Source organism: Alcaligenes sp. SMD-FA (assembly GCF_025960365.1).
Taxonomy (GTDB): domain Bacteria; phylum Pseudomonadota; class Gammaproteobacteria; order Burkholderiales; family Burkholderiaceae_B; genus Alcaligenes; species Alcaligenes aquatilis.
Map to the genome: position 1 here is coordinate 3,403,688 of NZ_CP110108.1, position 23,830 is coordinate 3,427,517.

At 56.4% G+C, this 23,830-nt stretch carries 26 protein-coding genes; 14 read left to right on the top strand and 12 right to left on the bottom strand.

Translation table 11 applies throughout. The features are described from left to right. The first annotated feature begins 276 nt into the window (after positions 1–276). The 3 genes from OKX01_RS15715 to OKX01_RS15725 all read left to right on the top strand — a co-directional run bounded on the left by OKX01_RS15715 (position 277) and on the right by OKX01_RS15725 (position 3,309). Complete coding sequence (locus OKX01_RS15715; protein WP_166727079.1) at positions 277–1,116, top strand: histone H1; 840 nt, start codon at positions 277–279, stop codon at positions 1,114–1,116. Between the two features lie 114 nt (positions 1,117–1,230). Continuing rightward, complete coding sequence (locus OKX01_RS15720) at positions 1,231–1,794, top strand: YggT family protein (protein ID WP_094197728.1); 564 nt, start codon at positions 1,231–1,233, stop codon at positions 1,792–1,794. Between the two features lie 291 nt (positions 1,795–2,085). Beyond that, entirely contained in the window at positions 2,086–3,309 is a 1,224-nt protein-coding gene (locus OKX01_RS15725; protein WP_094197729.1) for a methylated-DNA--[protein]-cysteine S-methyltransferase, read from the top strand. 76 nt (positions 3,310–3,385) lie between these two features. Here OKX01_RS15725 and OKX01_RS15730 read toward each other — a convergent pair whose 3' ends face one another. From OKX01_RS15730 to OKX01_RS15765, 8 genes are all read right to left on the bottom strand, one after another. Further along, positions 3,386–3,877: a glycine zipper 2TM domain-containing protein gene (locus OKX01_RS15730; protein WP_003801873.1), complete on the bottom strand. Its 492-nt coding sequence runs from the start codon at positions 3,875–3,877 to the stop codon at positions 3,386–3,388. Between the two features lie 57 nt (positions 3,878–3,934). Next, positions 3,935–4,876 carry a carbohydrate kinase family protein gene (locus OKX01_RS15735; RefSeq protein ID WP_094197730.1) on the bottom strand — a complete coding sequence of 314 codons (942 nt, stop codon included), beginning with the start codon at positions 4,874–4,876 and terminating at the stop codon, positions 3,935–3,937. 8 nt (positions 4,877–4,884) lie between these two features. Then, positions 4,885–6,153 (bottom strand): zinc-ribbon and DUF3426 domain-containing protein, encoded by a 1,269-nt coding sequence (locus OKX01_RS15740; protein WP_094197731.1) that lies wholly within the window; start codon positions 6,151–6,153, stop codon positions 4,885–4,887. Between the two features lie 24 nt (positions 6,154–6,177). Continuing rightward, the gene (prmA, locus tag OKX01_RS15745) at positions 6,178–7,098 is read right to left on the bottom strand and encodes a 50S ribosomal protein L11 methyltransferase (protein ID WP_094197732.1); all 921 of its coding nucleotides are present in this window, start codon (positions 7,096–7,098) and stop codon (positions 6,178–6,180) included. A 96-nt stretch (positions 7,099–7,194) separates the two neighbouring features. Next, entirely contained in the window at positions 7,195–8,544 is a 1,350-nt protein-coding gene (accC, locus tag OKX01_RS15750; protein WP_094197733.1) for an acetyl-CoA carboxylase biotin carboxylase subunit, read from the bottom strand. Positions 8,545–8,548: 4 nt separating this feature from the next. Beyond that, entirely contained in the window at positions 8,549–9,001 is a 453-nt protein-coding gene (gene accB / locus OKX01_RS15755; RefSeq protein ID WP_094197734.1) for an acetyl-CoA carboxylase biotin carboxyl carrier protein, read from the bottom strand. An 85-nt stretch (positions 9,002–9,086) separates the two neighbouring features. Next, a complete protein-coding gene (aroQ, locus tag OKX01_RS15760) occupies positions 9,087–9,521 on the bottom strand; it encodes a type II 3-dehydroquinate dehydratase (protein WP_094197735.1) in 435 nt (144 codons plus the stop codon). A gap of 161 nt (positions 9,522–9,682) precedes the next feature. Next, entirely contained in the window at positions 9,683–10,180 is a 498-nt protein-coding gene (locus tag OKX01_RS15765; protein WP_094197736.1) for a TlpA family protein disulfide reductase, read from the bottom strand. Positions 10,181–10,287: 107 nt separating this feature from the next. Between OKX01_RS15765 and mpl the strand changes: the two genes are divergently transcribed. The 8 genes from mpl (at position 10,288) to OKX01_RS15805 (ending at position 18,807) form a co-directional block, all read left to right on the top strand. Then, entirely contained in the window at positions 10,288–11,652 is a 1,365-nt protein-coding gene (gene mpl, locus OKX01_RS15770) for a UDP-N-acetylmuramate:L-alanyl-gamma-D-glutamyl-meso-diaminopimelate ligase (protein ID WP_264672053.1), read from the top strand. 28 nt (positions 11,653–11,680) lie between these two features. Continuing rightward, entirely contained in the window at positions 11,681–12,268 is a 588-nt protein-coding gene (locus OKX01_RS15775; RefSeq protein ID WP_125277690.1) for a YqiA/YcfP family alpha/beta fold hydrolase, read from the top strand. A 41-nt stretch (positions 12,269–12,309) separates the two neighbouring features. Further along, entirely contained in the window at positions 12,310–14,199 is a 1,890-nt protein-coding gene (locus OKX01_RS15780; RefSeq protein ID WP_264672054.1) for a ribonuclease catalytic domain-containing protein, read from the top strand. Positions 14,200–14,204: 5 nt separating this feature from the next. Then, positions 14,205–15,074, top strand: coding sequence for an energy transducer TonB (locus OKX01_RS15785; RefSeq protein ID WP_264672055.1), 870 nt, complete (start codon positions 14,205–14,207; stop codon positions 15,072–15,074). Positions 15,075–15,180: 106 nt separating this feature from the next. Next, the gene (gene aroE, locus OKX01_RS15790) at positions 15,181–16,032 is read left to right on the top strand and encodes a shikimate dehydrogenase (RefSeq protein WP_094197741.1); all 852 of its coding nucleotides are present in this window, start codon (positions 15,181–15,183) and stop codon (positions 16,030–16,032) included. After that, a complete protein-coding gene (gene mtgA / locus OKX01_RS15795; protein WP_413544458.1) occupies positions 15,983–16,753 on the top strand; it encodes a monofunctional biosynthetic peptidoglycan transglycosylase in 771 nt (256 codons plus the stop codon). The genes aroE and mtgA overlap by 50 nt, the downstream gene beginning before the upstream one ends. 53 nt (positions 16,754–16,806) lie before the next feature. Beyond that, complete coding sequence (lptG, locus tag OKX01_RS15800) at positions 16,807–17,967, top strand: LPS export ABC transporter permease LptG (protein WP_264672057.1); 1,161 nt, start codon at positions 16,807–16,809, stop codon at positions 17,965–17,967. Positions 17,968–17,970: 3 nt separating this feature from the next. Further along, positions 17,971–18,807 (top strand): symmetrical bis(5'-nucleosyl)-tetraphosphatase, encoded by an 837-nt coding sequence (locus tag OKX01_RS15805; protein WP_125277689.1) that lies wholly within the window; start codon positions 17,971–17,973, stop codon positions 18,805–18,807. Positions 18,808–18,812: 5 nt separating this feature from the next. Here OKX01_RS15805 and OKX01_RS15810 read toward each other — a convergent pair whose 3' ends face one another. From OKX01_RS15810 to OKX01_RS15825, 4 genes are all read right to left on the bottom strand, one after another. Beyond that, positions 18,813–19,577: a lysophospholipid acyltransferase family protein gene (locus OKX01_RS15810; protein WP_094197745.1), complete on the bottom strand. Its 765-nt coding sequence runs from the start codon at positions 19,575–19,577 to the stop codon at positions 18,813–18,815. 23 nt (positions 19,578–19,600) lie between these two features. Continuing rightward, entirely contained in the window at positions 19,601–20,008 is a 408-nt protein-coding gene (gene ruvX, locus OKX01_RS15815; protein WP_094197746.1) for a Holliday junction resolvase RuvX, read from the bottom strand. A gap of 16 nt (positions 20,009–20,024) precedes the next feature. Further along, positions 20,025–20,546: a YqgE/AlgH family protein gene (locus OKX01_RS15820; protein ID WP_376914154.1), complete on the bottom strand. Its 522-nt coding sequence runs from the start codon at positions 20,544–20,546 to the stop codon at positions 20,025–20,027. 112 nt (positions 20,547–20,658) lie between these two features. Then, a complete protein-coding gene (locus OKX01_RS15825) occupies positions 20,659–20,823 on the bottom strand; it encodes a rubredoxin (protein ID WP_009460582.1) in 165 nt (54 codons plus the stop codon). A gap of 140 nt (positions 20,824–20,963) precedes the next feature. Here OKX01_RS15825 and thiD point away from each other — a divergent pair, with 140 nt between their 5' ends. From thiD to hemL, 3 genes are all read left to right on the top strand, one after another. After that, complete coding sequence (gene thiD, locus OKX01_RS15830) at positions 20,964–21,773, top strand: bifunctional hydroxymethylpyrimidine kinase/phosphomethylpyrimidine kinase (RefSeq protein ID WP_108728542.1); 810 nt, start codon at positions 20,964–20,966, stop codon at positions 21,771–21,773. Continuing rightward, a complete protein-coding gene (gene thiE / locus OKX01_RS15835) occupies positions 21,766–22,434 on the top strand; it encodes a thiamine phosphate synthase (protein WP_094197749.1) in 669 nt (222 codons plus the stop codon). Before thiD ends, thiE begins: the two co-directional genes overlap by 8 nt. 64 nt (positions 22,435–22,498) lie before the next feature. Continuing rightward, on the top strand, positions 22,499–23,782 hold the full coding sequence (gene hemL, locus OKX01_RS15840; protein WP_094197750.1) for a glutamate-1-semialdehyde 2,1-aminomutase: 1,284 nt from the start codon (positions 22,499–22,501) through the stop codon (positions 23,780–23,782). Positions 23,783–23,830: the final 48 nt, after the last annotated feature.

Below are 23,830 nucleotides of genomic sequence, written 5' to 3' on the forward strand. Positions count from 1 at the left end.
CCCTTTCAGCCCTGCCTATGCGGGGCTTTTTTTTGGGGGAATTGATTGCACAGGTACAGAACGCAACTTATTGGAGACAGCAAGCGGGGATTAACAAAGCCATATGCTTGTGCTACATGATTATTACTTGACTGTGTAAGGGCTTGCGTTAGACTGCTAAGCGTATAAGGTATTAACCTTAGACGCCTGCGTCATTTGAAAAAGGCCATTGCAGTTTTCCAGGCCAGGTCAAATGGGTGTGGACAAACTAAAGACTTGTTCTCAAGGAGCATGATCATGGCAACAGCCAAGAAAGGCGCAGCAAAAGCAGCAAGCACCAAAACAGCTAGCCCCAAAAAAGCAACGCCAGCCAAGCCCGCTACAGCACCAGTAAAAGCTTCCGCTACCAAGACCAGTCCCAGCAGCAAAACCGCTGCCCAAAAGTCCCCCACTAAAACCACTGCGACCAAGACCAGCAAGGCTGCTGTAAAAGCGCCTGCCAAGTCTGCAACCAGCGCACCGGCCAAGAAAACGGTTGCGAAAAAAGCAGCGGTGAAGAAAACCACTGCGGCAAAGAACACGACGGTCAAAGCTACCGCGACCAAAACAGCCGCCGTAAAAACCGTAGCCAAAAAAACAGCAGCGAAAAAAACGGTCGCTAAAAAAGCCGTGGCCAAAAAGACCGTCGCTAAAAAAACAGTAGCCAAGAAAGCGACTGCGCCCAAAGCAGCCAGCGCTAAATCTGCTCCTAAAAAACCTGCTGCCCCCGCTGCCGCAAAAAAAACGGCCAGCACCAAGGCAAGCAAACCCGTGGCCAAAAAAGCCACTCCCAGCAAGGCGGCAGCAAAACCTGCCACTAAAGCCGGCACCAAAGCAGCAGTAAAGACCGCGGCAAAAAAAGCCAGTCCTGCTGCCAGTGCCAAGAAACCCGTAGCTCCAAAGAAGAAAGAAGTTAAATCCGTGACCGCAGAAACCAAGACCCCAAAGACCAGCACAACGCCTAAAACCACCGCTAAGGTAGGTAATAAAACCGCAGCCCGCAAAGCGAGCAAAACGGCAGCATCACCAGCCGAACCGCTGCGCGACGACGTCAACCCCGCTGGCTCCTGGCCCTTCCCAACTGGCAAGCGTCCTTAATCACACGCCGCTTTTATATTTTTCCCCAAAGAGCCACCCTGGTCAGGGTGGCTCTTTGGTTTGTAGCACTTGCATGCGACAATTCCCTCTCCCATCAATTCATACCAAGCAACTATGTTCAGTGAAGTCGCCCTCTTCCTAATCCATATTGTTCTGTCGCTGCTGGGCACGATTTTGCTACTGCGTGCCTGGGTTTATGCGCTCAGAATCCATCCCTTCAACCCTTATTCGCAAGCCATGTTCAAAGTCACGGACTGGCTGGTCATGCCTTTGCGGCGCGTGATCAAAAGCGGCAACCGTTGGGACTGGACCTCCTTGGTCGCAGCCTGGCTAAGCGCACTGGTCTACCTGGTCCTCAGTGCGATGGTGCTGACCGGATCCATGTCCATGCTCTCGAACTTCCCCATGTTCTTGCTGGCAGCCGTCTTTACCTTGCTGCGCTGGGCCTTGAGCCTGATCTTCTGGGTTGTGCTGCTGCAAGCCCTGCTATCCTGGATTCAGCCACAATCACCCAGCATGCCTTTGCTGCGCTCGATTACTGCCCCCTTGCTGGACCCGATACGCCGTGTCCTGCCCGACTTGGGTGGCCTGGATCTGTCGCCGCTGGTCATCTTGCTGCTGACCCAAGTGCTTAATATGGTTATCACGCGCACGGCTTTCAGCCTGGTGCCAATCTAAGCACGACACGCTGCACGCTTAAAAAAACCTGGGCCACGCCCAGGTTTTTTACTTTGATGCGTCGCCATGCTTGATATTTGCCAACTTTCTGAACCGCATCAGAGTCATCCTCTAGAACACGCAACCCGCAGCCATATTCAAGCAAACAAACTCATTCTGAATTAGGCTGATCTCCTCCAAAGTCTGGAAAAAACCTTCCTTTCCTGCCCCAAATTCAAGAGCAAGAACCAGGGTGTCTTGTCCCAAGGCGGACTTTATACTGGTCTCATCGCCAATCAGTACACCACTTCCATGACTCGTCTTCCATCAAAACAGGACCGGGCCCACCGCTACCGCGAGGCCGAACAATTCCTGGCCGCACTGGACCCGGACTGGCAAGCCTTGGTCACCCATGTGGGCCCTTGCATCCATCAACCGCGCCCCGAGCGCGACCCCTACGAGGCCCTGATCCGCTCGGTGGTGTATCAGCAATTGCACACCCGTGCGGCTGAACGCATCCTGCAACGCCTGATTGATATTTATCCGCACGGCCACTGCCCAACACCTGAACAGGTGCTGGCCACTCCCTATGAAACCTTGCGTGCTTGTGGCTTGTCCGGCGCCAAGGCCAACAGTATTTTGGGGCTGGCTCAGGCGCGTTTGGATGGCATCATTCCCGATCAGGCCACCGCTTTGCAAATGCCTGATGAAGAACTGATCAAGCAATTGACCACGCTACGCGGCATAGGCCGCTGGACGGTGGAAATGATGATGATGTACACACTGGAACACGAGGACATTTTGCCTGCAGACGACTTTGGGGTGCGGGAGGGCTATCGCCATTTAAAGCGCCTGGACAAAGCCCCCTCAGCCCGAGCTTTACGTGACATTGGCCAAGCCTGGGCCCCCTATCGCAGCGTCGCATCATGGTATTTGTGGCGTATGCCCAAACACACACCCGTAGCGGCTCCTGCCCCAAACAAGGTACATCGCAGTCAACGCCTGCAGGCCAAAACGCCGCGCCCACAAGGCCCAGGCAAGCCAATTCGTTTTGCAATTACCCAATCCAGCTTGGGAGGACTGATGGTCGCAGAAAGCGAGCGCGGGATTTGTGCCATTGCTTTAGGCGATGATCCCAACATCTTGCTGGAACAGTTGCAGGATCGCTTCAAGACTGCCGAACTGATTGGTGCAGATTCCCTATTCAATCAGCGGGTCGCTCAAGTACTGGCTATGGTAGAAGAACCGACCCAAGGCTTGGATCTGCCCCTGGACATTCAAGGCACCGCCTTTCAACAGCGTGTCTGGGAGTTTCTGCGTCAGATCCCGGCAGGCCAGACCTTAAGCTATACCGAGCTTGCCAAACGCTTGAATATGCCCAATGGAGCCCGTGCAGTCGCACGAGCCTGTGCCAGCAATATTCTGGCCATTGCCATCCCCTGCCATCGAGTCTTGCGACAAAGCGGTGATCTGGCAGGCTATCGCTGGGGACTGGAGCGCAAGAAAACCTTGCTGGAGCGTGAACGCGCACAATAGAGGCACGACTTTTTAGCAGACATGAAAAACCCGGCCATTGGCCGGGTTTTGTGTGCGCAAAGCCCTGAGGCCTTGATTACATCGGCACCACACGAGTTGGGCCGTTACCGCTAAGCATACGGACACGCTGACCTACGGACAGAGGAACATCGGCTTCCTGAGCCACCACACGGGTTTCGCCATTATCCAGTTGCACCGTGATCTCCAGCCCCTGGGTCTTGCCCATGCGGTTTTCAACCGCATTACCAACCAGACCACCCAAAATAGCACCACCAATACTTGCCAGGATGCTGCCACGGCCACCACCAATGCTGCTGGCGGCCACTCCACCCAAGGCCGCGCCACCGACGGTGCCCACGCCGGAGTTCTGATCTTCCTGAATAGTGACAGCGCGTACCGAAACAACGGTACCCAAACGCACGATTTGCTCTCGCTGAGCCTGACCGTAGCTGTACACCGAGCTGGATGCTGATTTATTGGCACAACCGGCCAACAAAAACACCGGGGCCGCCAAGCTTGCCACTACCAGCAGACGCACTTTGGGTCGATCAAAAAAAGAGACGTACATACGGTTTACTCCAAAAAACGTAGCTGGCCGAACCATAAAAAATGGTAGAACGCTATCTTACAGACTGCGCTCAATCCCATAGTGCTGTTTTAGCATGGCCGAGATATCTGACCGTTTAAATTCATGATTTTGCGGGCCATCGACCTGGATTTTAATACTGCCCATCAAGTTGCCCAAGCAGCAAGCCTCCTGCCAGCTCCAACCTTTTGTAAGTCCATATAACAAACCTGCGCGATGGGCATCGCCACAGCCGGTAGGATCAACCACATGGTCCACTGGCACAGGGGCAATGTCATAAGCCTGCCCGTTGTGGTAAAGCGTGCTTCCATACTCCCCACGCGTCACAATAGCGGCCTGCAAACCCTGTGCGATCTCGGCCATGCTCTTGGCGGTACGTTGCTCAATGACTTCGGCTTCATATTCGTTCGCCGTAAGAACTTGACACAGTTCCAACATTTCCAGCAGATCTTCGCCCGTAAACAAAGGCATGGCTTGGCCCAAGTCGAAAATGAACGGCGTGCCTTGTGCGTTCAGGCGACGAGCATGCGCAAACATACCATCTTTGGAGTCCGGAGCCACAATGCCCCACGCCGCTTCTTGACCGGACAGATCAATTTGGGCCGAACTGATCATGGCACCCGGGTGGAAAGAGGTAATCTGGCTGGCAGCCAAGTCTGTAGTGATAAAGCACTGAGGGGTGAACATATCAGGCATCACGCGCACCATGCTGGTATCAATCCCCAGATCCTGCAAACGCTGCACATAATCCACACCATCGCTACCTACCGCCCCCACGGGCACAGGACGGCCACCCAGCATATTTAATGTGTAGGCCATGTTGCCAGCACAGCCGCCCCACTCTTTACGCAAACTGGGCACAAAAAAGGACACACTCAGGGTTTTGATGCTATCGGGCAAGATGTGATCTTTGAAGTACCCCTCGAAAACCGCGATCGTATCAAACGCGATCGAACCACATACCAGCACTCGCTCGGTCATAAATTACCTTATGGAAAAAAAGGGCTAATCTGGTAGCCATTAACCTGGAGCGGCCCGGTATTCAAAGGCAGACGCACCATAATTTCACTGCGCGCTGCAAACGCGGGCTCGCGTCGCTCGGGAGCCAGATACTGATCGGGCGCGATATTGCGCCGGGCGATCAAGGCTCCGGAAAAATCTTTCAAGTCCAGAACCAGTGTCGGCCACTCCTGGGGCCGCTCAAACTCGTTGCGCAGCGTAAAGCCCAACGTAGATTGCCCTGGCTGATTCGGCGCTTTATGCAAAGCCGAAGCCTGTACACGGATCTGGTCCAGACGGCGCTCGTAGGGCACCTTGCACGACAAGGTCTGGCAAGTACGCTCAAACACGGGCCGCAGCATCGGTATCTGGCTGACAATCTGCACGCGATACACGTACATCAGCTGCAATACGAACACGACAATGCCAAGGACACACAAGCTGGTCCAGATCAGCGAACCCACACGCTGGCCAAAACTGGCCTCGCCCTCGTAACGCGTCTCGCGTTGCAAGGCGGGGTTGGGATCAATCACCCAACCTTGCTGGACGTGGTCCCCATCATCATCGTGGGTGCCGTCCGCCTGCCGTGAGGGGAAAGACGCACGCAAAGCACTGGCACGATCCCCCACACTGAATTGGGGTTCGGCAGCCGACCAGGGGGCCTGACCAATATGGTGTCCACCCTCTGGTTCAGCGGCTGTGCTGGCCGATACAAAAAAAGCAGCGTCTTGATCCCCCCTGGTTACAGGCTCGGCTCGAGAGCGGGCGCGGATAACAGAAGGTTCTGACGGCCGCAAAGAGGGCTCTATAGACTCAACAGACGGTTCTGCCAGCCGCACAAAAGGCTCCGCAGCATTAACAGAAGACGCTGCCGGCGTAAGCGGCGCCTGTGCCAGAATGGAGTCGGGAAATTTGCGTACCTGCAAGGAGTCGTGGGCAGTGCCTTCATCACGCGGTGGTGCGTGACGGGAATGCTCTACAAAGCGCGGCCCTGGAATAGGGCTTTGCAAGTCCACTGTCTGCACCTGCTCTTGCCGGTGTGAGGCCAATGGTTCAGGCCCCAGACGCGGCTCGGTCTGAACCGGTACAAGCGGGGAACGATAAGAAGGCTCAGGAGCTTGATCATCAATGACCTCTTCAAAGCCATCGAAGATATGCGCACATTGAATACAGCGTATATAGCCTCGGCGGCGCTGCAGCGTTTCTACACTGGCTGCAAACGATGTCCCGCAACGGGGGCAGCGAGTCTTTAGCTCCATGAACTCACCTTAGGTTCTACCGTCTTACAAGGGGCGTTGACCAGCCAAACACACCCAGCCATCACGCTCTTGCCAGACCGACAAGGGAAGGTAGGCGGAATAGACCTCGATCATTTCCTCGGCCTGCCAATCGTAAATGCCGGACAGAATCAAGTGCCCTCCCGGTTTGACACGGTTGGCCAGCATAGGGGCCAGCATACGCAGGGGATTGGCCAGAATATTGGCGACCACCAGATCGGTTTGCCCGGCGGGCATGGCATCGGGCAGCAAGCCTTCAACCTCGACCTGATTGACTTGCGCATTGTAGCGCGTGGCAATCACGGCCTGCTCGTCAATGTCCACACCCACAGTATGGCCGGCGCCCAGCTTGCGAGCCGCAATCGCCAAAATGCCGGAGCCGCAACCGTAGTCCAGCACTGTCTGGCCAGACCGCACATGATGGGCCAACCAATCCAGACACAGGTGCGTCGTGGGGTGGCTACCGGTACCAAACGCCAGGCCAGGATCCAGTTCAATACGAACCAAGCCATCATCACCTTCCTGAGCGACGGGCAGATCCTCGTCATCCTTGTGCCAGCTAGGCACGATCAGGATACGATCGCCCACCGGGATGGGGCCAAACTGCGACTGCGTCAAACGTACCCAATCCTCATCGGGCACTTCGCGCACGCTCCATTGAGCCTTTTCAGGCTCCAGTACACCGGCGTCAAAAAGCGGTTGTAGCAACTCTTCAGGCTCCAGCTCCTCGGGCAGCAAAGCGACGACCCGATTGCGGTCCCAGGCCAGCACATCCGGCTCGATACCGGGTTCGCCAAACAAGGGCTTTTCCTGGTCGGTATCACCGTCGGCATCTTCCACCGACACCGACAAGGCGCCTGCTTCAAGCAAGGCATCGGACAAGCGCTCGGCCTCGTGTTCCTGACAGCTCAGTAAGAGTTCACGCATACATAGTTTCCATAAAGCAAAACAGGGGGCTCGCCCCTGTTTTACGTAATCATTATTCTTATCAGGTCAGGCCTGTGGCCTGACCTGTTGCTGCCCTTACTTGTTACGTTGGGCCAGCTTTTGTTCCAGGTAGTGAATACTGGTGCCGCCGGCCTTGAAGCTGGCATCCTGCATCAACTCCCGGTGCAGCTCCACATTCGTCTTGATCCCTTCCACCACCATTTCAGACAAGGCAATGTCCATACGGGCGATGGCTTGCTCACGCGTTTTACCATAGGTAATCAGCTTGGCAATCATCGAATCGTAGTACGGGGGCACGGTGTAACCGGTAAAGACATGCGAGTCGATACGCACGCCAGGGCCGCCAGGGGTGTGCCACTTGCTGACCAAACCTGGGCTGGGTACGAAATTGAACGGATCTTCTGCGTTGATACGGCACTCGATCGAGTGACCTTCAAACTCAATGTCACGCTGGCGCAGCACGAACTTCTCGCCCGCAGCCACTTTGATCTGCTCTTGAACCAGGTCAATGCCGGTGATCATTTCGGTGATGGTGTGCTCAACCTGAATACGGGTGTTCATCTCGATAAAGAAGAACTCACCGTTTTCGTACAGAAACTCGAAGGTACCTGCGCCGCGGTAACGCATCTTGCGGCAGGCATCAGCACAGCGCTCGCCAATACGCTCGATCAGGCGACGGGCAATACCAGGGGCCGGTGCTTCTTCAATCACTTTCTGGTGACGACGCTGCATGGAGCAATCGCGCTCGCCCAGCCAAATAGCATTGCGTTCACCGTCAGCCAATACCTGAATTTCGATATGGCGTGGATTCTCGAGGTACTTTTCCATGTAGACCTCGGGATTGTTGAACGCCGAAGCCGCTTCAGTCTTGGTCGTGGCAACCGCAGTCAGCAAAGCCGCTTCGGTGTAGACCACGCGCATGCCACGGCCACCACCACCGCCAGAGGCTTTAATGATGACTGGGTAGCCTACTTCACGCCCGATGCGAATGATTTCAGCCGGGTCGTCCGGCAAGGCGCCATCCGAACCGGGAACCACAGGCACACCGGCCTCGATCATGGCCTTTTTGGCCATGACCTTATCGCCCATCGTACGGATGCTCTCGGGACGTGGGCCAATAAAGACAAAACCGCTCTTTTCAACACGATCAGCGAAGTCCGCGTTTTCAGCCATGAAGCCGTAGCCAGGGTGAATGGCCTCCGCATCGGTCACTTCTGCTGCCGAGATAATGGCAGGCATGCTCAGGTAGCTGTCACGAGCCTGGGCGGGGCCAATACACACGGCCTCATCAGCCAGCCGCACGTACTTGGCATCACGATCTGCTTCAGAATAAACGACGACTGTCTTGATACCCATCTCGCGGCAAGCGCGCTGGATACGCAAGGCAATTTCGCCCCGATTGGCGATTAGGATTTTTTCAAACATATCATCAACCGATGACGAACAAAGTCTGGCCGTATTCCACCGGCCCGCCATTTTCAACCAGAATTTCTTTGATCACGCCGGACTTGTCGGCTTCGATCTCGTTGAGCAGCTTCATGGCTTCGATAATGCACAAAGGCTCGCCTTCCTTGACCGTTTGACCCACTTCCACAAAAGGAGAAGCGCCTGGGCTAGGAGCACGGTAGAAGGTGCCAACCATAGGAGCCTTGACGGCGTGGCCTTCAGGAGCGGCGGGTGCAGCGGGAGCGGCGGCAGGAGCGCCAGCGGCAGGGGCTACCACCTGGGCTACCGGAGCCTCGGGTGCATAGACCACGGGAGCAGCCGAGCTTTGCGAAAATTTAACAATGCGAACCTTGTCATCGCCTTCAGTGATTTCCAGCTCGGCAATGCCAGACTCGGCGACCAGATCGATCAGGGTTTTGAGTTTTCTAAGATCCATGCGTACTTCCCGCAACGCCGCACTAGCCACTGACTGGGTCAGGACGGCATTAAAAAATATTGGTCAAAAAAACGAAATGAACCGCTTAACTATTCAAAGCGAACCGCAGGGCGGCTTCATAACCATACGCCCCCAAACCAACAATGACACCGCTAGCGATGTCAGAGAGATAGGAGTGGTGACGGAACGGCTCACGACGGTGAACATTGGACAGATGAACTTCAATAAACGCAATACCGACACCGGCAAGTGCATCCCGTATCGCTACGCTGGTATGGGTATAGGCCCCAGCATTGATCAGGATGAAATCGACGCCCTCGGTACGGGCTTGATGAATTCGATCAACGAGCCCGCCTTCGTGATTGCTTTGAAAAAAATGACACTGCGCACCATGCTGGTCGGCCAGCACCTGTAAACCGCTATTGATATCGTCGAGAGTCTGATGTCCATAGACATCGGGTTCCCGGGTACCCAGCAGGTTGAGGTTAGGCCCGTTAAGGACCAGGACATGTTTCGCCATAGCGGATTTTTCGTCAAGACAGACCGCCTTTTTACGCTAAATAACGTCATTTGTCCATAAACCTGCTTGGCTTACAAATAGTTAGCATTGGTTCAATGCCGTTTTAAACAGAGAAGCACCAGGTCTGCAATTTGACGAAATTAAGCGAAAAAGTCGGCCAGTTAGCGTTGAGCTTTAATAACTTCGTCCAACTTTTCGGGATCTATCTGGCCCAAAATGCGTTCACTGATCCGGCCATTGCTGCCGAACACCACGGTAAAGGGCAATCCACCCTTTTTATTACCCACGCTGCGCATTTGTTTCAAACCACCCGAGCCAGCCAGCAAAATGTCGTAGCTGACCGGCACGCGCTGCAGAAACTCCGTTACGTTATCCAGCGAGTCCACCGCAATGCCCACAAAGTTCACATCCGGATAGCGTTTGTGCAGCTCCTGCAGATCCGGCATCTCCTTGACGCACGGTGCGCACCAGGTAGCCCAGAAGTTGACCACCAGTGGCTTACCTATATAAGTAGAGAGCGCGTGATCTTCGCCCTGAAGGTCCTTGAAACTTTGCGCCAGGAAAGGGTCTGAAGGCAGCAAACTGGCCCAAGGAGCGGGATGCAAGGCTAAAAGACTTGCACACACTAGCGATTTCTGCAAAAAAAGACGCCTACGCATACCGGCTCACACCTGAAAAATGTCATCCGGGCATGATAGCACCGGCCCTCACCAAAGCTCACGCATCAGATCAAACAGTCGTCTAGAATACAGGCCGGAGGATTGTCATGCACATACATATACTAGGCATTTGCGGCACATTCATGGGTGGTCTGGCCCTGATTGCCCGTTCGGCTGGCCATACAGTCACAGGTTGCGACGCCGGGGTCTACCCCCCCATGAGCACGCAGCTGGAAGAACAAGGCATCGAGCTCATCGAAGGCTTTGGCGCAGAACAGACCGAGCTGGCCCCTGATCTCTATATAGTGGGCAATGTGGTCACGCGCGGCAATCCTCTGATGGAAGCCATTCTGGATCAGGGCCTGCCCTACACCTCCGGCCCGCAGTGGCTGGGCGAGAACATCCTGCACAAGCAACACGTTCTGGCCGTGGCCGGCACGCACGGTAAAACCTCCACCAGCTCCATGCTGGGCTGGATTCTGGAACAGGCCGAGCTGTCCCCCAACTTTCTGATCGGTGGCGTGGCTCCAGGCCTGGGCGTGTCGGCCCGTTTCAATCCTGAGCAATCCTTGTTTGTGATCGAGGCCGACGAATACGACACCGCTTTTTTCGACAAACGCTCCAAATTTGTTCACTACCGCCCCCGCACAGCCATTCTGAACAATCTGGAATACGATCACGCTGATATCTTCCCTGATCTGTACGCTATCCAGACACAATTTCACCATCTGGTACGCACCATCCCCTCCACCGGGCTGATTCTGCGCCCCACCCACACCCCAAGTCTGGACGAAACCCTGGCCCGAGGTTGCTGGACGCCGGTCGAACAGTTTGGCCCCGAAGGCGACTGGGACAGTCGAGCAATCAGCCCCACCTCGTTTGAAGTGATTTTCAAAGGCCAGACTAAGGGCACCGTCCAGTGGACACTGACGGGCGAACACAATCGTCTGAACGCCCTGGCCGCTATCGCCGCTGCCTACCATGTTGGCGTCAAGCCCGCACAAGCTTGCGCTGCGCTGAGCCAGTTCGCCGGTATCAAGCGCCGCATGGAAGTACGTGGCGTGGTCAAGGACATTACCGTCTACGACGATTTTGCCCACCACCCCACTGCCATTGCCACCACCCTGGCGGGTCTGCGCGGCCAAACCGGCAAGGCCTCCCGAATTCTGGCCGTACTGGAGCCACGCTCCAACACCATGAAGCTGGGTGCCATGGCGGCTCGCCTGCCCGGTTCACTGGAAGATGCCGACCTGGTGTTTTGCTATGGCCAGACCCAGGGCAAACACGCACTGGGCTGGGACGCAGCCCAGGTACTGGCGCCATTAGGCGATCGCGCCACAGCGTGGACTGATTTGGATAAAATGGTTCAGGCCATTGTTCAGGCCAGCCAGCCCGGCGATGCCATTGTCGTCATGAGTAACGGCAGCTTTGGTGGCATTCATCAGCGTCTGCTGGATCAACTGTCACGCTGACCCTCTTATCTATATAGCAGGTGCCCCCATGATCCTCTATCTACACGGCTTTCGTTCCTCGCCTTCGTCCTATAAAGCGCAGCGCCTGAAACAAGCCCTGCAAGACAGGGGCTTGCTGCACCTGTGGCGCTGCCCTCAGTTGCCCGCCAGCCCGGCCCAGGCCATTGCCATGTGCAAGCGCATTGTGGACACACAAATGCAGGCGGGCATGGGCGCCGATCAATTATGTGTAATCGGCTCCTCGCTGGGCGGTTACTATGCCAGCCACCTGGCACAGCACTATCACAGCCGCGCCGTGCTGCTTAACCCGGTGGTCTACGCAGGACGGGATCTGGCAACCCAAGTGGGCGAACACGTCTGCTATCACTCGCCCGATCCCTTCCATTTCCTGCCCGACCATGTAGATGAGCTTAACGACATTCACGTACCGCGCCCCAGCGATCCCCAGCGCTTTTACTTGCTGGCCGCCAAAGGAGATGAAGTCCTGAGCTGGCGCGAAATGGCGGACTGGTACAAAGGCAGCCAAGGACACATTCTGGAGGGCGGAGATCACGGCCTGACCGACTTTGATCCTTGGATCGACGAAATTTTGCGCTTTGCCCTGCCACAACCTTAACTATCTTTACCGGATGGCCAGTCCCATCCAGATGGAAAATCATGTACGTCCTTTTTGAAGACAGCGGTAATTTCAAAGCAGAAAAAATCTTTTCTGACAGCGATACCACCATGCAGGTGGAATCCGCGTCTGGCAAACGCAGCAAAATCAAGAAAAACAGCGTTCTATTTACCTTCGAGCAGCCCGGCCCGGTAGAACTGCTGGAAAAAGCCCAGGCACTGGCCGAATCCCTGGATATCAACTTTTTGTGGGAATGCGCCCCTCAGGACGAATTTGAGGCCTCCACGCTGGCACAGGAGTATTTTGGCCACGCACCCAACGCTATCGAAAAGACCGGCACCCTCTTTGCCTTACATAGTGCGCCCGCCTACTTCCACCGTCGTGGCAAGGGACTGTATCGCCCCGCCCCTCCGGAAATTTTGCAAGCTGCCCTGGCTGCCATTGAGAAAAAGCGCCTGCAGCAAGAGCAAATCCAGACCTGGGCCGAACAGATGATCAAGGGCGAACTGCCGCCTGAAATCGCTCAGAAGGCCAGCACCTTCCTGACCCAGCCAGACAAGAACACACTGGAATGGAAAGCCTTTGACCAGGCCCAGAAAGAATTGGGTGTCAGCACGGAAAAGCTGCTGCTATCGCTGGGTGCCTGGTCCAATCCGCTGACCTTGCATCAACATCGCTTTCTGGCCGCGCATTTCCCCAAAGGCACGGGCTTTCCCCATATTTCCCTACAAGACTGGGGACAGGATCTGCCCGAGGCCAATGTCACCGCTTATTCAGTGGACGACGCCAATACGATTGAAATTGACGATGCCCTGTCCGTCCAGCATCCAGAACCGGGGCGCCTGCGTGTCGGGGTTCACATCGCCGTGCCTTCACTGGCCATGACACGCGGCAACGAGATCGACCAAATTGCCCGCAATCGCATGGCTACGGTGTACACGCCAGGCCATAAGATTCCCATGCTGCCGCCCGAACTGATCGCGCGTTTCTCGCTGGATCAAGGCCAAACTCGCCCTACCCTTTCGCTGTATGTAGACGCGGATATCAGCACCGGCGAAATCCTGTCACATCAGACCCGTCTGGAACGCATTACTGTGGCGGGCAACTTGCGTCAGCATGAACTGGACCCACTGATCAGCGAAGCAGCCCTGGCCGACGAAAACGCCGAGCTGCCTTACGAACAATGGCTGCGCCCCCTGTGGAACTTCTCACGCCAATTATCGGCTCAGCGTGAAGCGGTAAGGGGTAAGCCAGAAAACAATAACCGGGTCGAGTACAGCTTCGAGCTGGATGGCCCGCACGACGATCCCAACTCCATCATTCGCCTGGTGCCTCGTGTGCGCAATGCGCCGCTAAGCCTGTTGATTGCTGAATACATGATTCTGGCCAATCAGTTGTGGGGCGGCTTGCTGGCCGAGCACAATGTACCTGGCATCTATCGCTCCCAGCAGTTCATGCGTACCCGCATGTCCACCACGCCCGGCCCGCACGAATCCATTGGTGTGCCGCAATACATCTGGTCCACCTCGCCCCTGCGCCGTTATGTGGACCTGATCAACCAGGGCCAGATTCTGGCGGCTGCCGAGCACGGGATTTCTGCACGTCTGGCGGCCCCCTTTCAGCCCAAAGATGCGGATTTGTACGCCATCATTGGGGCCTTTGAATCGCAATACACCCAGTGGTCGGACTACCAGTCCTCTCTGGAGCGCTTCTGGTGCCTGCGCTGGCTGCAACAAAACGACATCAAACAGGTCCAGGCCAGCTTCATCAAGGAAGATCTGGTGCGCCTGACCAATGCGCCACTCGTGCTTCACGTACCCGGCCTGCCCACGCTGGAACGTGGCCAGGAAGTCACGCTGGATCTGTTGTCTTTCGACGAACTGGCTTTGACGGTAGAAGCCCGCTTGCGCTCGGTCGCCACGGCGGACTGACGACCATGGTCAAACCCGACCGCCGCCACGTGCCCAAAGATTATCTATGGCTGGCGGTCGCCCTTTCAGCACTGATTCACCTTTTGCTGATCTTCTGGCCCAGCCGCCCTCCCTCACCAGCGCCGGCCAATCATCTGGATGTAGCACTGGTCAATTTCAGTACCGATTCGGTGCCCTTAAGCCCGCAACTCTTGGCGCAACTGAATCTGGATGGAGGTGGAGAGCATCAGCAAGGACAGGCCAGCAACCCTTTGCCACTGACGGATCCTAATCTACCCAATCAGTTGGTGCTGGAAGCCTTGCGTGCCCGCCAGCAAAGCCTGGAAGCTGAACAGCAGCGCCTGCTCGGTGAGCTGGAAAGCCGGGACAAAGCCCCGCCCTCCACACCCAACCCTGAATATATTGGAGCTTCCATTGAGCCCGGCCCGGACGACCATGATCTGGACCCGCACATTCAAAATAGCCAGCTAGCTATTTTGCGCGAGCAAATCCGTGAACAGCAACGCCAACCACGCTATCACTATGTAGGCCCCAGCGCCAAAGCCAGCGAGCAGGCCCAGTATCTAGACCAGTGGCGTCAAAAAATTGAGCAAACCGGCACGCGTCACTACCCGAAACAGGATGGCAAACAGCTATACGGTCAGTTGCAAATGACGGTTTACATCCGACGCGATGGCAGCTTGCTGCGCGCCCAGATTACTGAACCCTCGGACCAGGCCGCCCTGAATCTGGCTGCACGACGTATTGTTGAGCTGGCCGCCCCCTTCGCCCCCCTACCTGAGCACGTGGCCCCCGGCGCGGATGTACTCGTCATTACCCGCAGTTGGAGCTTTACGCATGACAAACTCAGTATGCAAGGCGGGGGTACGCAGTAAGAGCGTATTGTCCACAGCAAGCCCAAGCAAGAGCAGCCCCTAGGGTAAAATACCTGCTTTCAGCCTGAGTGCTGAGTCCTCACAACAAGACACGCATCGCCTAACCATGCCCGACACGACCCCCGCCAAGCGCTACGGCGTTATTGGCCACCCTATCGAGCACAGCCGCTCCCCACACATTCATACGCAGTTTGCCAGCCAATTCAACCTGGCCCTGAGCTACGAGCGTATCCTGGCGCCGCTGGATGGCTTTGCCGCCACCGTGGAGGAGTTTTTCAAGAACGGCAGCGGCCTGAACGTCACTCTGCCTTTCAAAGAGCAGGCTTATGATCTGGTCGGCCCACGTCTGAGTCGTCGGGCCCGCATGGCCGGAGCCGTCAATACCTTGTGGCTGGAAGACGGCCAACTACATGGATGCAATACCGATGGCGTGGGCCTGTGCTCGGACCTGCTGCGTATCGGCCACAAGCCGGAAGGCAAACGTATCTTGCTGATCGGTGCAGGGGGTGCTTCACGTGGGGTGGTGTTCCCTTTGCTGGAGGCCGGTTGCGAGATGCTGCACATCATCAATCGCACCAGTGCCAAAGCCTACGACATTCGTGAACAGGTCGTCGCGCTAGACCCAGATGCCTCCCGCCGCCTGAGCGCAGGCGGTCTGGATGACCATTGTGGCGACTGGGATATTGTGATCAATGCCACCTCGGCCAGCCTGAACCAAAATCTGCCCGAACTGCCCAACGCGCGTTACCGCAGCAATTCCCTGGCCTACGATATGTTCTACGCCAGTGAGCCCACCGCTTTCATGCGCGCCGCCGAGCAAGCCGGTGCCACACAGAGCATAGATGGCCTGGGCATGCTGGTCGGCCAAGCGGCCGCCAGCTTTCAAATCTGGCACGGTGTGAAGGCCGATGTCGAACCTGTACTGGCCAAGCTGCGCCAGGAAATCGGGCAAGTCTGACGTGCGTCGCCTACTGGTCCACCCCTGGAAACTGGCGGGCCTAGCCGCCTTGGCTGTGGCTGCCGGTGTCCTGATCTATCAGATCGCCCTGTTTGTAATGGTGCTCTGGTACAGCGTGATGCCACCACGCATGACAACCTTCATGGCGGCAGAACAGGGCCAGTTACGCAGCGCCAATGCAGACGCCGAACTGCACTACCAGTGGGTCCCCTACGACAGGATCAGCGTCAACTTGAAACGTGCCGTGATTGCCTCCGAAGACTCAAACTTCCTGAACCACTCCGGTGTCGAATGGGATGCCATTCGTCAAGCATGGGAATACAACCGCCGCCAGTCAGAAAAAGGCTCTGCCCGCCGTCGCGGCGGCTCTACCATTTCCCAACAATTGGCCAAGAATCTGTTTCTGTCAGAGTCCCGAAGCTATTTGCGCAAAGGTCAGGAACTGATTTTGACCTATATGATTGAAACCGTCATGAGCAAGGAGCGTATCCTGGAGCTGTACCTGAACGTGGCTCAATGGGGAGAAGGTGTATTTGGTGCCCAGGCGGCAGCACGCCACTACTTCAAAGTCGATGCGGCCAAACTCAGTGCCATGCAATCGGCCCGTCTGGCAAGCATGTTGCCCAATCCGGCCTACTATGACAAAAACCGTAACAGCTCCCACTTACAATCGCGCACACGCACCATCAGTCAACGTATGCGACAAGTCGCTATTCCCTGACTGCAATCTGCATTTTTGTTAAGCTAGCCACGTCTTTCCTGGGCCCTATTTTCATGCGCACCGCTCGCCGCTATCTCGCTTCCGAAATCTATCGCTCCAGCGCTGTGGTGCTGATTGCCTTGCTTGGCCTGTTCAGCTTTTTTGCCCTGATCGAAGAGCTGGACAACGTAGGCTCCAAATTCACCCTGATGAATCTTTTTTACATCCAGGCCCTGGAGCTACCCACCCGTTTGTACGATCTGCTCCCCATCGGCCTGCTGATTGGTGCCACCCTGGCCCTGGCCAGCCTGGCACAACGCAATGAGCTCGTGATTTTGCGCGCCTCAGGCGTCAGCGGCCTGCATATGATGCTGATGCTCTGGGCCATTACCTTGCCCTTGGTGGCTGGTGCTTTTGTCCTGTCCGAGTACGTCACCCCTATGGCCGAGATCAAATCCAGCGAGCAAGGCATGGCCTTACTGGGCCGCTCTGGTGGCGGGCGCCTGGACAGCGGCTACTGGTTCAAGGAAAGCAACGATAGTGGTGGGGTGCGCATCATCAATATTGCCAATCTGCAAGGCGATGGCAAAGTCAGCGATGTCAGCGTGTTTGACTTCTCGGACGGACAACGCCTGAGCTCAATGACACAAGCGCCAACGGGTCAATTCCACAAAAACCAGCTGGACTTGCAGGACGTGACCGAAACCTACGTCAGCGAACAATCCCACGAGGCCTTGGCCCAAGACAAGGCGCCGGACCAGCCTCTGGTTCGCATAGAAAAACGTCCAGACCTGTCACTGACCACCACACTGACACCTGATCGTCTGATTGCCCGAGTGGTCACACCCGAACGCATGTCCATTCTGGATTTGAAGGATTACATTGGCTATCTGGATGCGAACAAGCTGCAAACCAAACGCCAGGTTGTCGCCTTGTGGCGCAAAGTTGCCTACCCCTTCACCTTGCTGGTCATGATTACCATTGCCGCACCTATCGGCTTTATGCAGACCCGCCACGGCGGTGTAGGAACAAAAGTCTTTACAGGCATCTTGCTGGGCGTAGGCTTTTTCATGATCAACCAGTTGGCCTTGAACGTAGCCATGCTCAGTAACCTGGCGCCGTGGGTCACCGCACTGGTTCCAAACCTGATTGCCATGGCCATGGCCTTGAGTGCCCTTATCATGATGGAAAACCGGCACAATCGGCGTCGCCGAAACTCCAGTACGACTAACTAAATCATGTCCTTAGCTACTTCCCCTGCCATCTGGGCGATTGGTGATATTCAAGGCTGCTGCCGCCCCCTGGACAGCTTGCTCAGCCACCCTGATGTCGCAGCCGATAACCAGGCCAAGTTCTGGTTCGCAGGCGACCTGGTCAACCGTGGCCCGGACTCGCTCGGTGCGCTGCGCCTGATTCGCTCCCTGGGGGATCGCGCCGTCTGCGTGCTGGGTAACCACGACATCCACTGTCTGGCCGTAGCGGCCGGAGTGCGCAAATCCGGCAAGCAAGACACCTTGCAACAATTGCTGGCTGCCCCTGACGCAGCAGAACTGCTGGACTGGTTACGACACCAGCCGCTCGCCCACTACGAACATGGTCATTTGATGGTGCATGCTGGCGTGCATCCCGACTGGAGCCCACAACAAACGCTGGAATACGCCCACGAGCTGGAGGCACTGCTGCGTGCGGATGACTGGCAAGACAAAATTATCGAATTGTTCGGCAACAACCCGGATCGTTGGGATGCCGGACTGCAAGGCTATGACCGCCTGCGTGCCCTTGTCAGCACCCTAACGCGCATGCGTATGTGTGATGTGAATGGCCGCATGGACTTCAAGCACAAAGGGGCACCGGATGCCGAATCGGGTTTGCTGGCGTGGTTTGAATTGCCAAATCGCGCCTGTGCCCAGGTGCCTATTATTTTTGGTCATTGGTCTACGCTGGGCTTGCTGAACACGCCTACGGTGATCAGTCTGGATACCGGCTGCGTCTGGGGTCGTCAGCTTAGTGCTGTGCGTCTGCAAGACCGACACCTGGTTCAGATTCACTGCCCGGAAAGCAAAAAACCGGGCTGAGCCTCTCAGGCCTCGACGGTGACAGCTTCGGGACAAACGACGGCGCGAATCTGTTCACGGGCATTTTGTGCCGTTTGTGAGCGCCCCCACTCCGTACAGGACTGGGCTGGGATCAGGTCAAGAAAATGGCAATGCACCGACACCTTGCGGGCGCTTAGCAACACCCAAATGTTGGCTACCAGGGATTGCTCCCCCACAAAGGCAAAACGCTCACTGCGTTGCCCAGCTTGCTCAAACAACAAAGCCATCGGTTGAATATCGACATTCAAGGCAATGGCAGCCTCAAACAAACTGGCGTGGAAAGGCCGGACATCCATTCCTGTGGAGGTAGTGCCTTCAGGAAAAAGCCCTACAGCATCACCACGCTCAAAGCAGCTTGCCATTTGCTGGCTGACAACCTGAATGGCACGACGCTGACCACGCTCGATAAACACGGTCCCTGCACCGGCAACCAGCCAGCCGATGACAGGCCAGCGTCGAATATCGCTTTTGGCAATAAAAGACGTGCAGCGCACACTATTGATGACGAAGATATCCAGCCAGGACACATGGTTGGATACGTACAGTACAGCGCGATCCTGAACCGCCTGACCATGCGCAATAACACGCACCCCGCAGATACACATCAAAAGGCGCGACATGCGCAGCACCATGACGCGACGTCCACCTGGACGCAATACCGGAAAAAGCAGACCGACGCTTAACAAGCCGACCACGACCCACACAATCAGAACGACAGCGCGCCAACTAAAACGAAATAAACTAATCAAAAGGCTGCAACCTTATAGAGGGCTCAGGCCGATGGCAGGCTGTCCAGATATCGCTGCAGGATCACGCAAGCTGCCATGGCATCATCATCGTCATTATTGCCCAGCAATTCTTGAGCCTCCATGCTGGAGCCCCGCTCATCGACCAGGTCTACTACAACACCGTAGCGACCGTGCAGTTGGTTGGCAAAACGCCGACACCGCAGCGAAGCATACTGCTCGCCGCCATCCAGGGTCAAAGGCAAACCTACCACGACGCGATCGGGCTGCCACTCCTTGAGCAAAGCCTCGATAGCCGCAAAGCGCTGTTCCCGTGTAACGGGCCGCAAAATCGTATAAGGACGGGCCTGGCGCGTCAAGGTATTGCCCAGCGCCACGCCAATTTTTTTCAAGCCATAGTCAAAGGCCAGCAAGGTTTGCGCCGAGCTGACCATTGACGGTGTTTCATGTTCAGGCATGGCCCGCAGCACCTGTCAGGGTAAAAGGACTGATTCCCAGCAAAGCCAGGGCGCGATCATAGCGCTCACCAACCGGAGTAGAAAACAAGATTTCATGGGTAGCCTTGATGCTCAGCCAGGCATTGTCGGCCATCTCGCTTTCCAGCTGACCGGCGCCCCAACCGGCATAGCCCAGCGTGACCAGCATATGCACCGGTCCCTGGCCTTGAGCCACATCCTGCAGCACATCGCGGGAGGTTGTCAGGGTCAGATCACCCACCCCCAGGCTGGAGGTATAGGTTTTGTCGGAGTCATGGAGAACAAAGCCGCGATCCGTTTGCACGGGCCCACCGAAGTAGACCGAAGTCCCGGCCAGATCAGCCCGGTTTTCCACGTCCACTTCAATGCGCGACAACAATTCAACCAGGCTAAGATCCGTTGGTCGATTAATGACCAGGCCCAAAGCACCTTGTTCATTATGTTCACAGACATAAATCACCGTGTCGGCCAAGCTGCCCGATACCACACCGGGCATGGCAAGTAACAGGTGGTGCGTTAGGTCAGCGCTTTCTTGGATTAGCGGGGACTGGCTAGTGGCACTCATACACACCTCCCGTCAAAACAAACCACCTTGGAACTTGAGATGATCACACTTGGATCATTTCGAAGTCTTCCTTACGAGCGCCGCATTCGGGACAGACCCAGTTCGGAGGGACATCTTCCCAGAGTGTGCCCGGTGCAATGCCTTCCTCAGGCAAACCAGCTTCTTCATCATAAATCCAGCCGCAAATCAGGCACATCCACGTACGCATAGTATTCCTACTGTATTTGTAAACATAGTCCGATCCGCGTGCAAATCGGGGCAATCCATTAAAATGGGGTTCATATTACTAAATTACTCAACCTGTGACATCCAGAGCCTTGCTGGCCCTGCAGGTGTATCCAAGACAAGATGGCTGCTGAAATCAAAAATTCAAGTCCTGCCCTGGCGCTCGTGCTGGCTCCTTATGACCCAAGCGGTGGCGCCCACCTGCCTGCCGATGCCATTAATGGCGCCCATCTGGGCTGCCATATCGTCAGCGTGCCCACTGCCTTGCTGGTACGCGACAGTGCCCAGCAAGAAAACATCCAAACTCTGGCCGAAGACATTGCCGACGATCAGGCACGCTGCTTGCTGGAAGACATGAACATTCAGGCCATCAAGTGTGGCCCCGTCTACAGCCCGGAAATCGCCAGCATGGTGGCCGAGCTTTGTTCCGACTATCCCGAGCTGCCTTTGGTGCTGCATCTGAGCGCCATGCCCACCGGACTGGACGAGCAGGATGCGGACGACGCTCTTGATGCCAGTTTACGCCTGCTCCTGCCTCTGAGCTCCTTATTATTGATCGACCACCCAAGCCTGGAGCGCTGGCAAGCCGACGAGCTACTGGGCGATACCCCGGACGCTGTAGAAACCCTGCTGAACAACGGTGCCAATGCTGTGCTGGTGACAGGCGTGCCAGGGGCTGCCGGGCAATGGCACACACGGTTCCAGGGACATCATGGCCGTCTGGACTACAGCATGCCGCTTGATGGCGGCCTGCGTCAGCAAGACATAGACAGTTTGCTGGCTACCGCCTGCCTGAGCTTTCTGGCTCAAGGTCACGAGCTGGATAACGCGGTAGAATCAGCCTTGCTGCATCTACAGGCACGCGCCACCGACACCTTCCAGCCCGGTATGGGCCACCGCCTGTTCAACCCTGTTACCCCCCAAAATGACTAACGCCGCCACCCTGCGCTTTCCTGCCGGTCTCTACGGCATTACTCCCGAATGGGACGACACTGCCCGCTTGCTGAACGCCGTACGTGCTGCTCACGAAGGGGGTTTGCAGGTGCTGCAATTTCGTCGCAAGAATGGCCCGGAACCAATCCGTCAACAACAGCTCAAAGAGTTGATCAAGTTATGCCTGTCTTTGGATCTGCCGCTATTGGTGAACGATCACTGGAGCTGGGCGCAAGAGTTTGACGTGCAAGGCGCACACCTGGGCAAAAGCGATGGCGAGCTGACCCAGGCCCGTCAGGCACTGGGGCCGCAAGCCCTGCTGGGACGCTCCTGCTACAACAGTCTGGATCTGGCTCGCCAGGCCTTGGCGGACGATGCAGACTACATTGCCTTTGGGGCCATGTACCCGTCCAGCGTCAAACCCGAAGCACCACCGGCTGAACTGAACACCTTGCGACAAGCTCGACTGCTTTGCCAAGAACAAGAACACGAGGGACGGCGTGCTGCCATTGTTGCGATTGGCGGCATCACACCCGAGAAAATGCCCGAACTGCTGCAAGCAGGGGTCGATAGCGTTGCCGTTATCAGCAGCCTGTTTGAGACCAGCGATATACGCGCCACGGCGCAACGCTTTACCGACTACTTTCACGCCCAGGACTGATCGCCTTTCGTGCGCTGATTTATCTAGCCTGGCCTTGACCTTTTCACATCTGGATTTTTGCCTCATGTCCCGTAACTCCGAACTTTTTGAACGTGCCTGCAAAGTCATCCCCGGCGGCGTCAACTCGCCCGTCCGTGCCTTCGGTTCCGTGGGCGGTACACCTTGCTTTGTCGAGCGCGCCCAAGGCCCTTACATCTGGGATGCAGACGGCCAGCAATACACAGACTACGTCGGTTCCTGGGGCCCGGCCATTTTGGGCCACTCCGATCCGGACGTCATCAAGGCCGTACAAGAAGCAGCCGTTCATGGCCTGTCCTACGGCGCGCCTACCGAAGGCGAAGTCGTTCTGGCTGAAACCCTGACCCAAATGCTGCCATCCATCGAGCAAGTGCGTTTGGTCAGCTCCGGCACCGAAGCCACCATGAGCGCCATCCGCCTGGCACGTGGCTTTACCGGCCGCAATACCATCATCAAATTTGAAGGCTGCTACCACGGCCATGCTGACAGTCTGCTGGTCAAAGCCGGTTCCGGCCTGCTGACCTTTGGCAATCCCACCTCCGCAGGTGTACCGGCCGAATTCGTAGCCCACACCCTGGTACTGGACTACAACAATCTGGATGCCGTACGCGACGCCTTCAAACAAAAGGGCGACGAAATCGCCTGCATTATCGTTGAGCCCTTTGCCGGCAATATGAACCTGGTTCGCCCAGCCCCCGGTTTCCTGGAAGGTTTACGCGAGCTGTGTACCGAATACGGCGCCGTGCTGATTTTTGACGAAGTCATGACCGGCTTCCGTGTTGGCCCCCAAGGCGTGCAAGGCCTGACCGGCATTCGCCCCGACCTGACCACATTGGCCAAGGTGATTGGTGGCGGCATGCCCGTCGGTGCGTTCGGTGGCCGCCGCGATATCATGCAATGCGTGGCTCCTGTCGGTGGCGTTTACCAGGCAGGCACACTGTCCGGTAACCCTGTCGCTGTGGCTGCGGGTCTGGCCACCTTGAAGAAACTGGCTCAACCCGGCTTCTACGACACCCTGACCGCCAACACCGCCAACTTGATTCAGGGCCTGAAAGCCGCAGCGCAAGAAGCCGGTGTCCCCTTCACCGCCGACCACCAGGGCGGCCTGTTCGGTATCTACTTCAGCGAGAACGTCCCCACTTCCCTGGCCGAAGTCTCCGCAGGCGACATCGAACGCTTCAAGCAGTTCTTCCACGCCATGCTGGATAAGGGTGTGTACTTTGCACCGTCAGCCTTTGAAGCCGGTTTTGTGTCGGTACAGCACACCTCCGACATTACCGACGCAACCGTGCAAGCGGCCCGCGAGGTTTTTGCCAACTTTAAAAACTAAACGCGCCGGACACAAAAAAGCGGGCCTAAGCCCGCTTTTTTATTGTCT

Coding starts and splice junctions, on each gene's coding strand:
- hemL (WP_094197750.1), top strand. CDS start 22,499: ATGTCCCGTAACTCCGAACTTTTTGAACGTGCCTGCAAAGTCATCCCC.
- OKX01_RS15715 (WP_166727079.1), top strand. CDS start 277: ATGGCAACAGCCAAGAAAGGCGCAGCAAAAGCAGCAAGCACCAAAACA.
- mpl (WP_264672053.1), top strand. CDS start 10,288: ATGCACATACATATACTAGGCATTTGCGGCACATTCATGGGTGGTCTG.
- lptG (WP_264672057.1), top strand. CDS start 16,807: ATGCGCACCGCTCGCCGCTATCTCGCTTCCGAAATCTATCGCTCCAGC.
- thiE (WP_094197749.1), top strand. CDS start 21,766: ATGACTAACGCCGCCACCCTGCGCTTTCCTGCCGGTCTCTACGGCATT.
- aroQ (WP_094197735.1), bottom strand. CDS start 9,521: ATGGCGAAACATGTCCTGGTCCTTAACGGGCCTAACCTCAACCTGCTG.
- prmA (WP_094197732.1), bottom strand. CDS start 7,098: ATGCGTGAACTCTTACTGAGCTGTCAGGAACACGAGGCCGAGCGCTTG.
- OKX01_RS15735 (WP_094197730.1), bottom strand. CDS start 4,876: ATGACCGAGCGAGTGCTGGTATGTGGTTCGATCGCGTTTGATACGATC.
- OKX01_RS15775 (WP_125277690.1), top strand. CDS start 11,681: ATGATCCTCTATCTACACGGCTTTCGTTCCTCGCCTTCGTCCTATAAA.
- OKX01_RS15740 (WP_094197731.1), bottom strand. CDS start 6,153: ATGGAGCTAAAGACTCGCTGCCCCCGTTGCGGGACATCGTTTGCAGCC.
- accC (WP_094197733.1), bottom strand. CDS start 8,544: ATGTTTGAAAAAATCCTAATCGCCAATCGGGGCGAAATTGCCTTGCGT.
- mtgA (WP_413544458.1), top strand. CDS start 15,983: ATGTCGAACCTGTACTGGCCAAGCTGCGCCAGGAAATCGGGCAAGTCT.
- OKX01_RS15720 (WP_094197728.1), top strand. CDS start 1,231: ATGTTCAGTGAAGTCGCCCTCTTCCTAATCCATATTGTTCTGTCGCTG.
- OKX01_RS15730 (WP_003801873.1), bottom strand. CDS start 3,877: ATGTACGTCTCTTTTTTTGATCGACCCAAAGTGCGTCTGCTGGTAGTG.
- OKX01_RS15820 (WP_376914154.1), bottom strand. CDS start 20,546: ATGCCCGGTGTGGTATCGGGCAGCTTGGCCGACACGGTGATTTATGTC.
- OKX01_RS15825 (WP_009460582.1), bottom strand. CDS start 20,823: ATGCGTACGTGGATGTGCCTGATTTGCGGCTGGATTTATGATGAAGAA.
- aroE (WP_094197741.1), top strand. CDS start 15,181: ATGCCCGACACGACCCCCGCCAAGCGCTACGGCGTTATTGGCCACCCT.
- ruvX (WP_094197746.1), bottom strand. CDS start 20,008: ATGGTCAGCTCGGCGCAAACCTTGCTGGCCTTTGACTATGGCTTGAAA.
- OKX01_RS15765 (WP_094197736.1), bottom strand. CDS start 10,180: ATGCGTAGGCGTCTTTTTTTGCAGAAATCGCTAGTGTGTGCAAGTCTT.
- OKX01_RS15785 (WP_264672055.1), top strand. CDS start 14,205: ATGGTCAAACCCGACCGCCGCCACGTGCCCAAAGATTATCTATGGCTG.
- accB (WP_094197734.1), bottom strand. CDS start 9,001: ATGGATCTTAGAAAACTCAAAACCCTGATCGATCTGGTCGCCGAGTCT.
- OKX01_RS15805 (WP_125277689.1), top strand. CDS start 17,971: ATGTCCTTAGCTACTTCCCCTGCCATCTGGGCGATTGGTGATATTCAA.
- OKX01_RS15725 (WP_094197729.1), top strand. CDS start 2,086: ATGACTCGTCTTCCATCAAAACAGGACCGGGCCCACCGCTACCGCGAG.
- OKX01_RS15780 (WP_264672054.1), top strand. CDS start 12,310: ATGTACGTCCTTTTTGAAGACAGCGGTAATTTCAAAGCAGAAAAAATC.
- thiD (WP_108728542.1), top strand. CDS start 20,964: ATGGCTGCTGAAATCAAAAATTCAAGTCCTGCCCTGGCGCTCGTGCTG.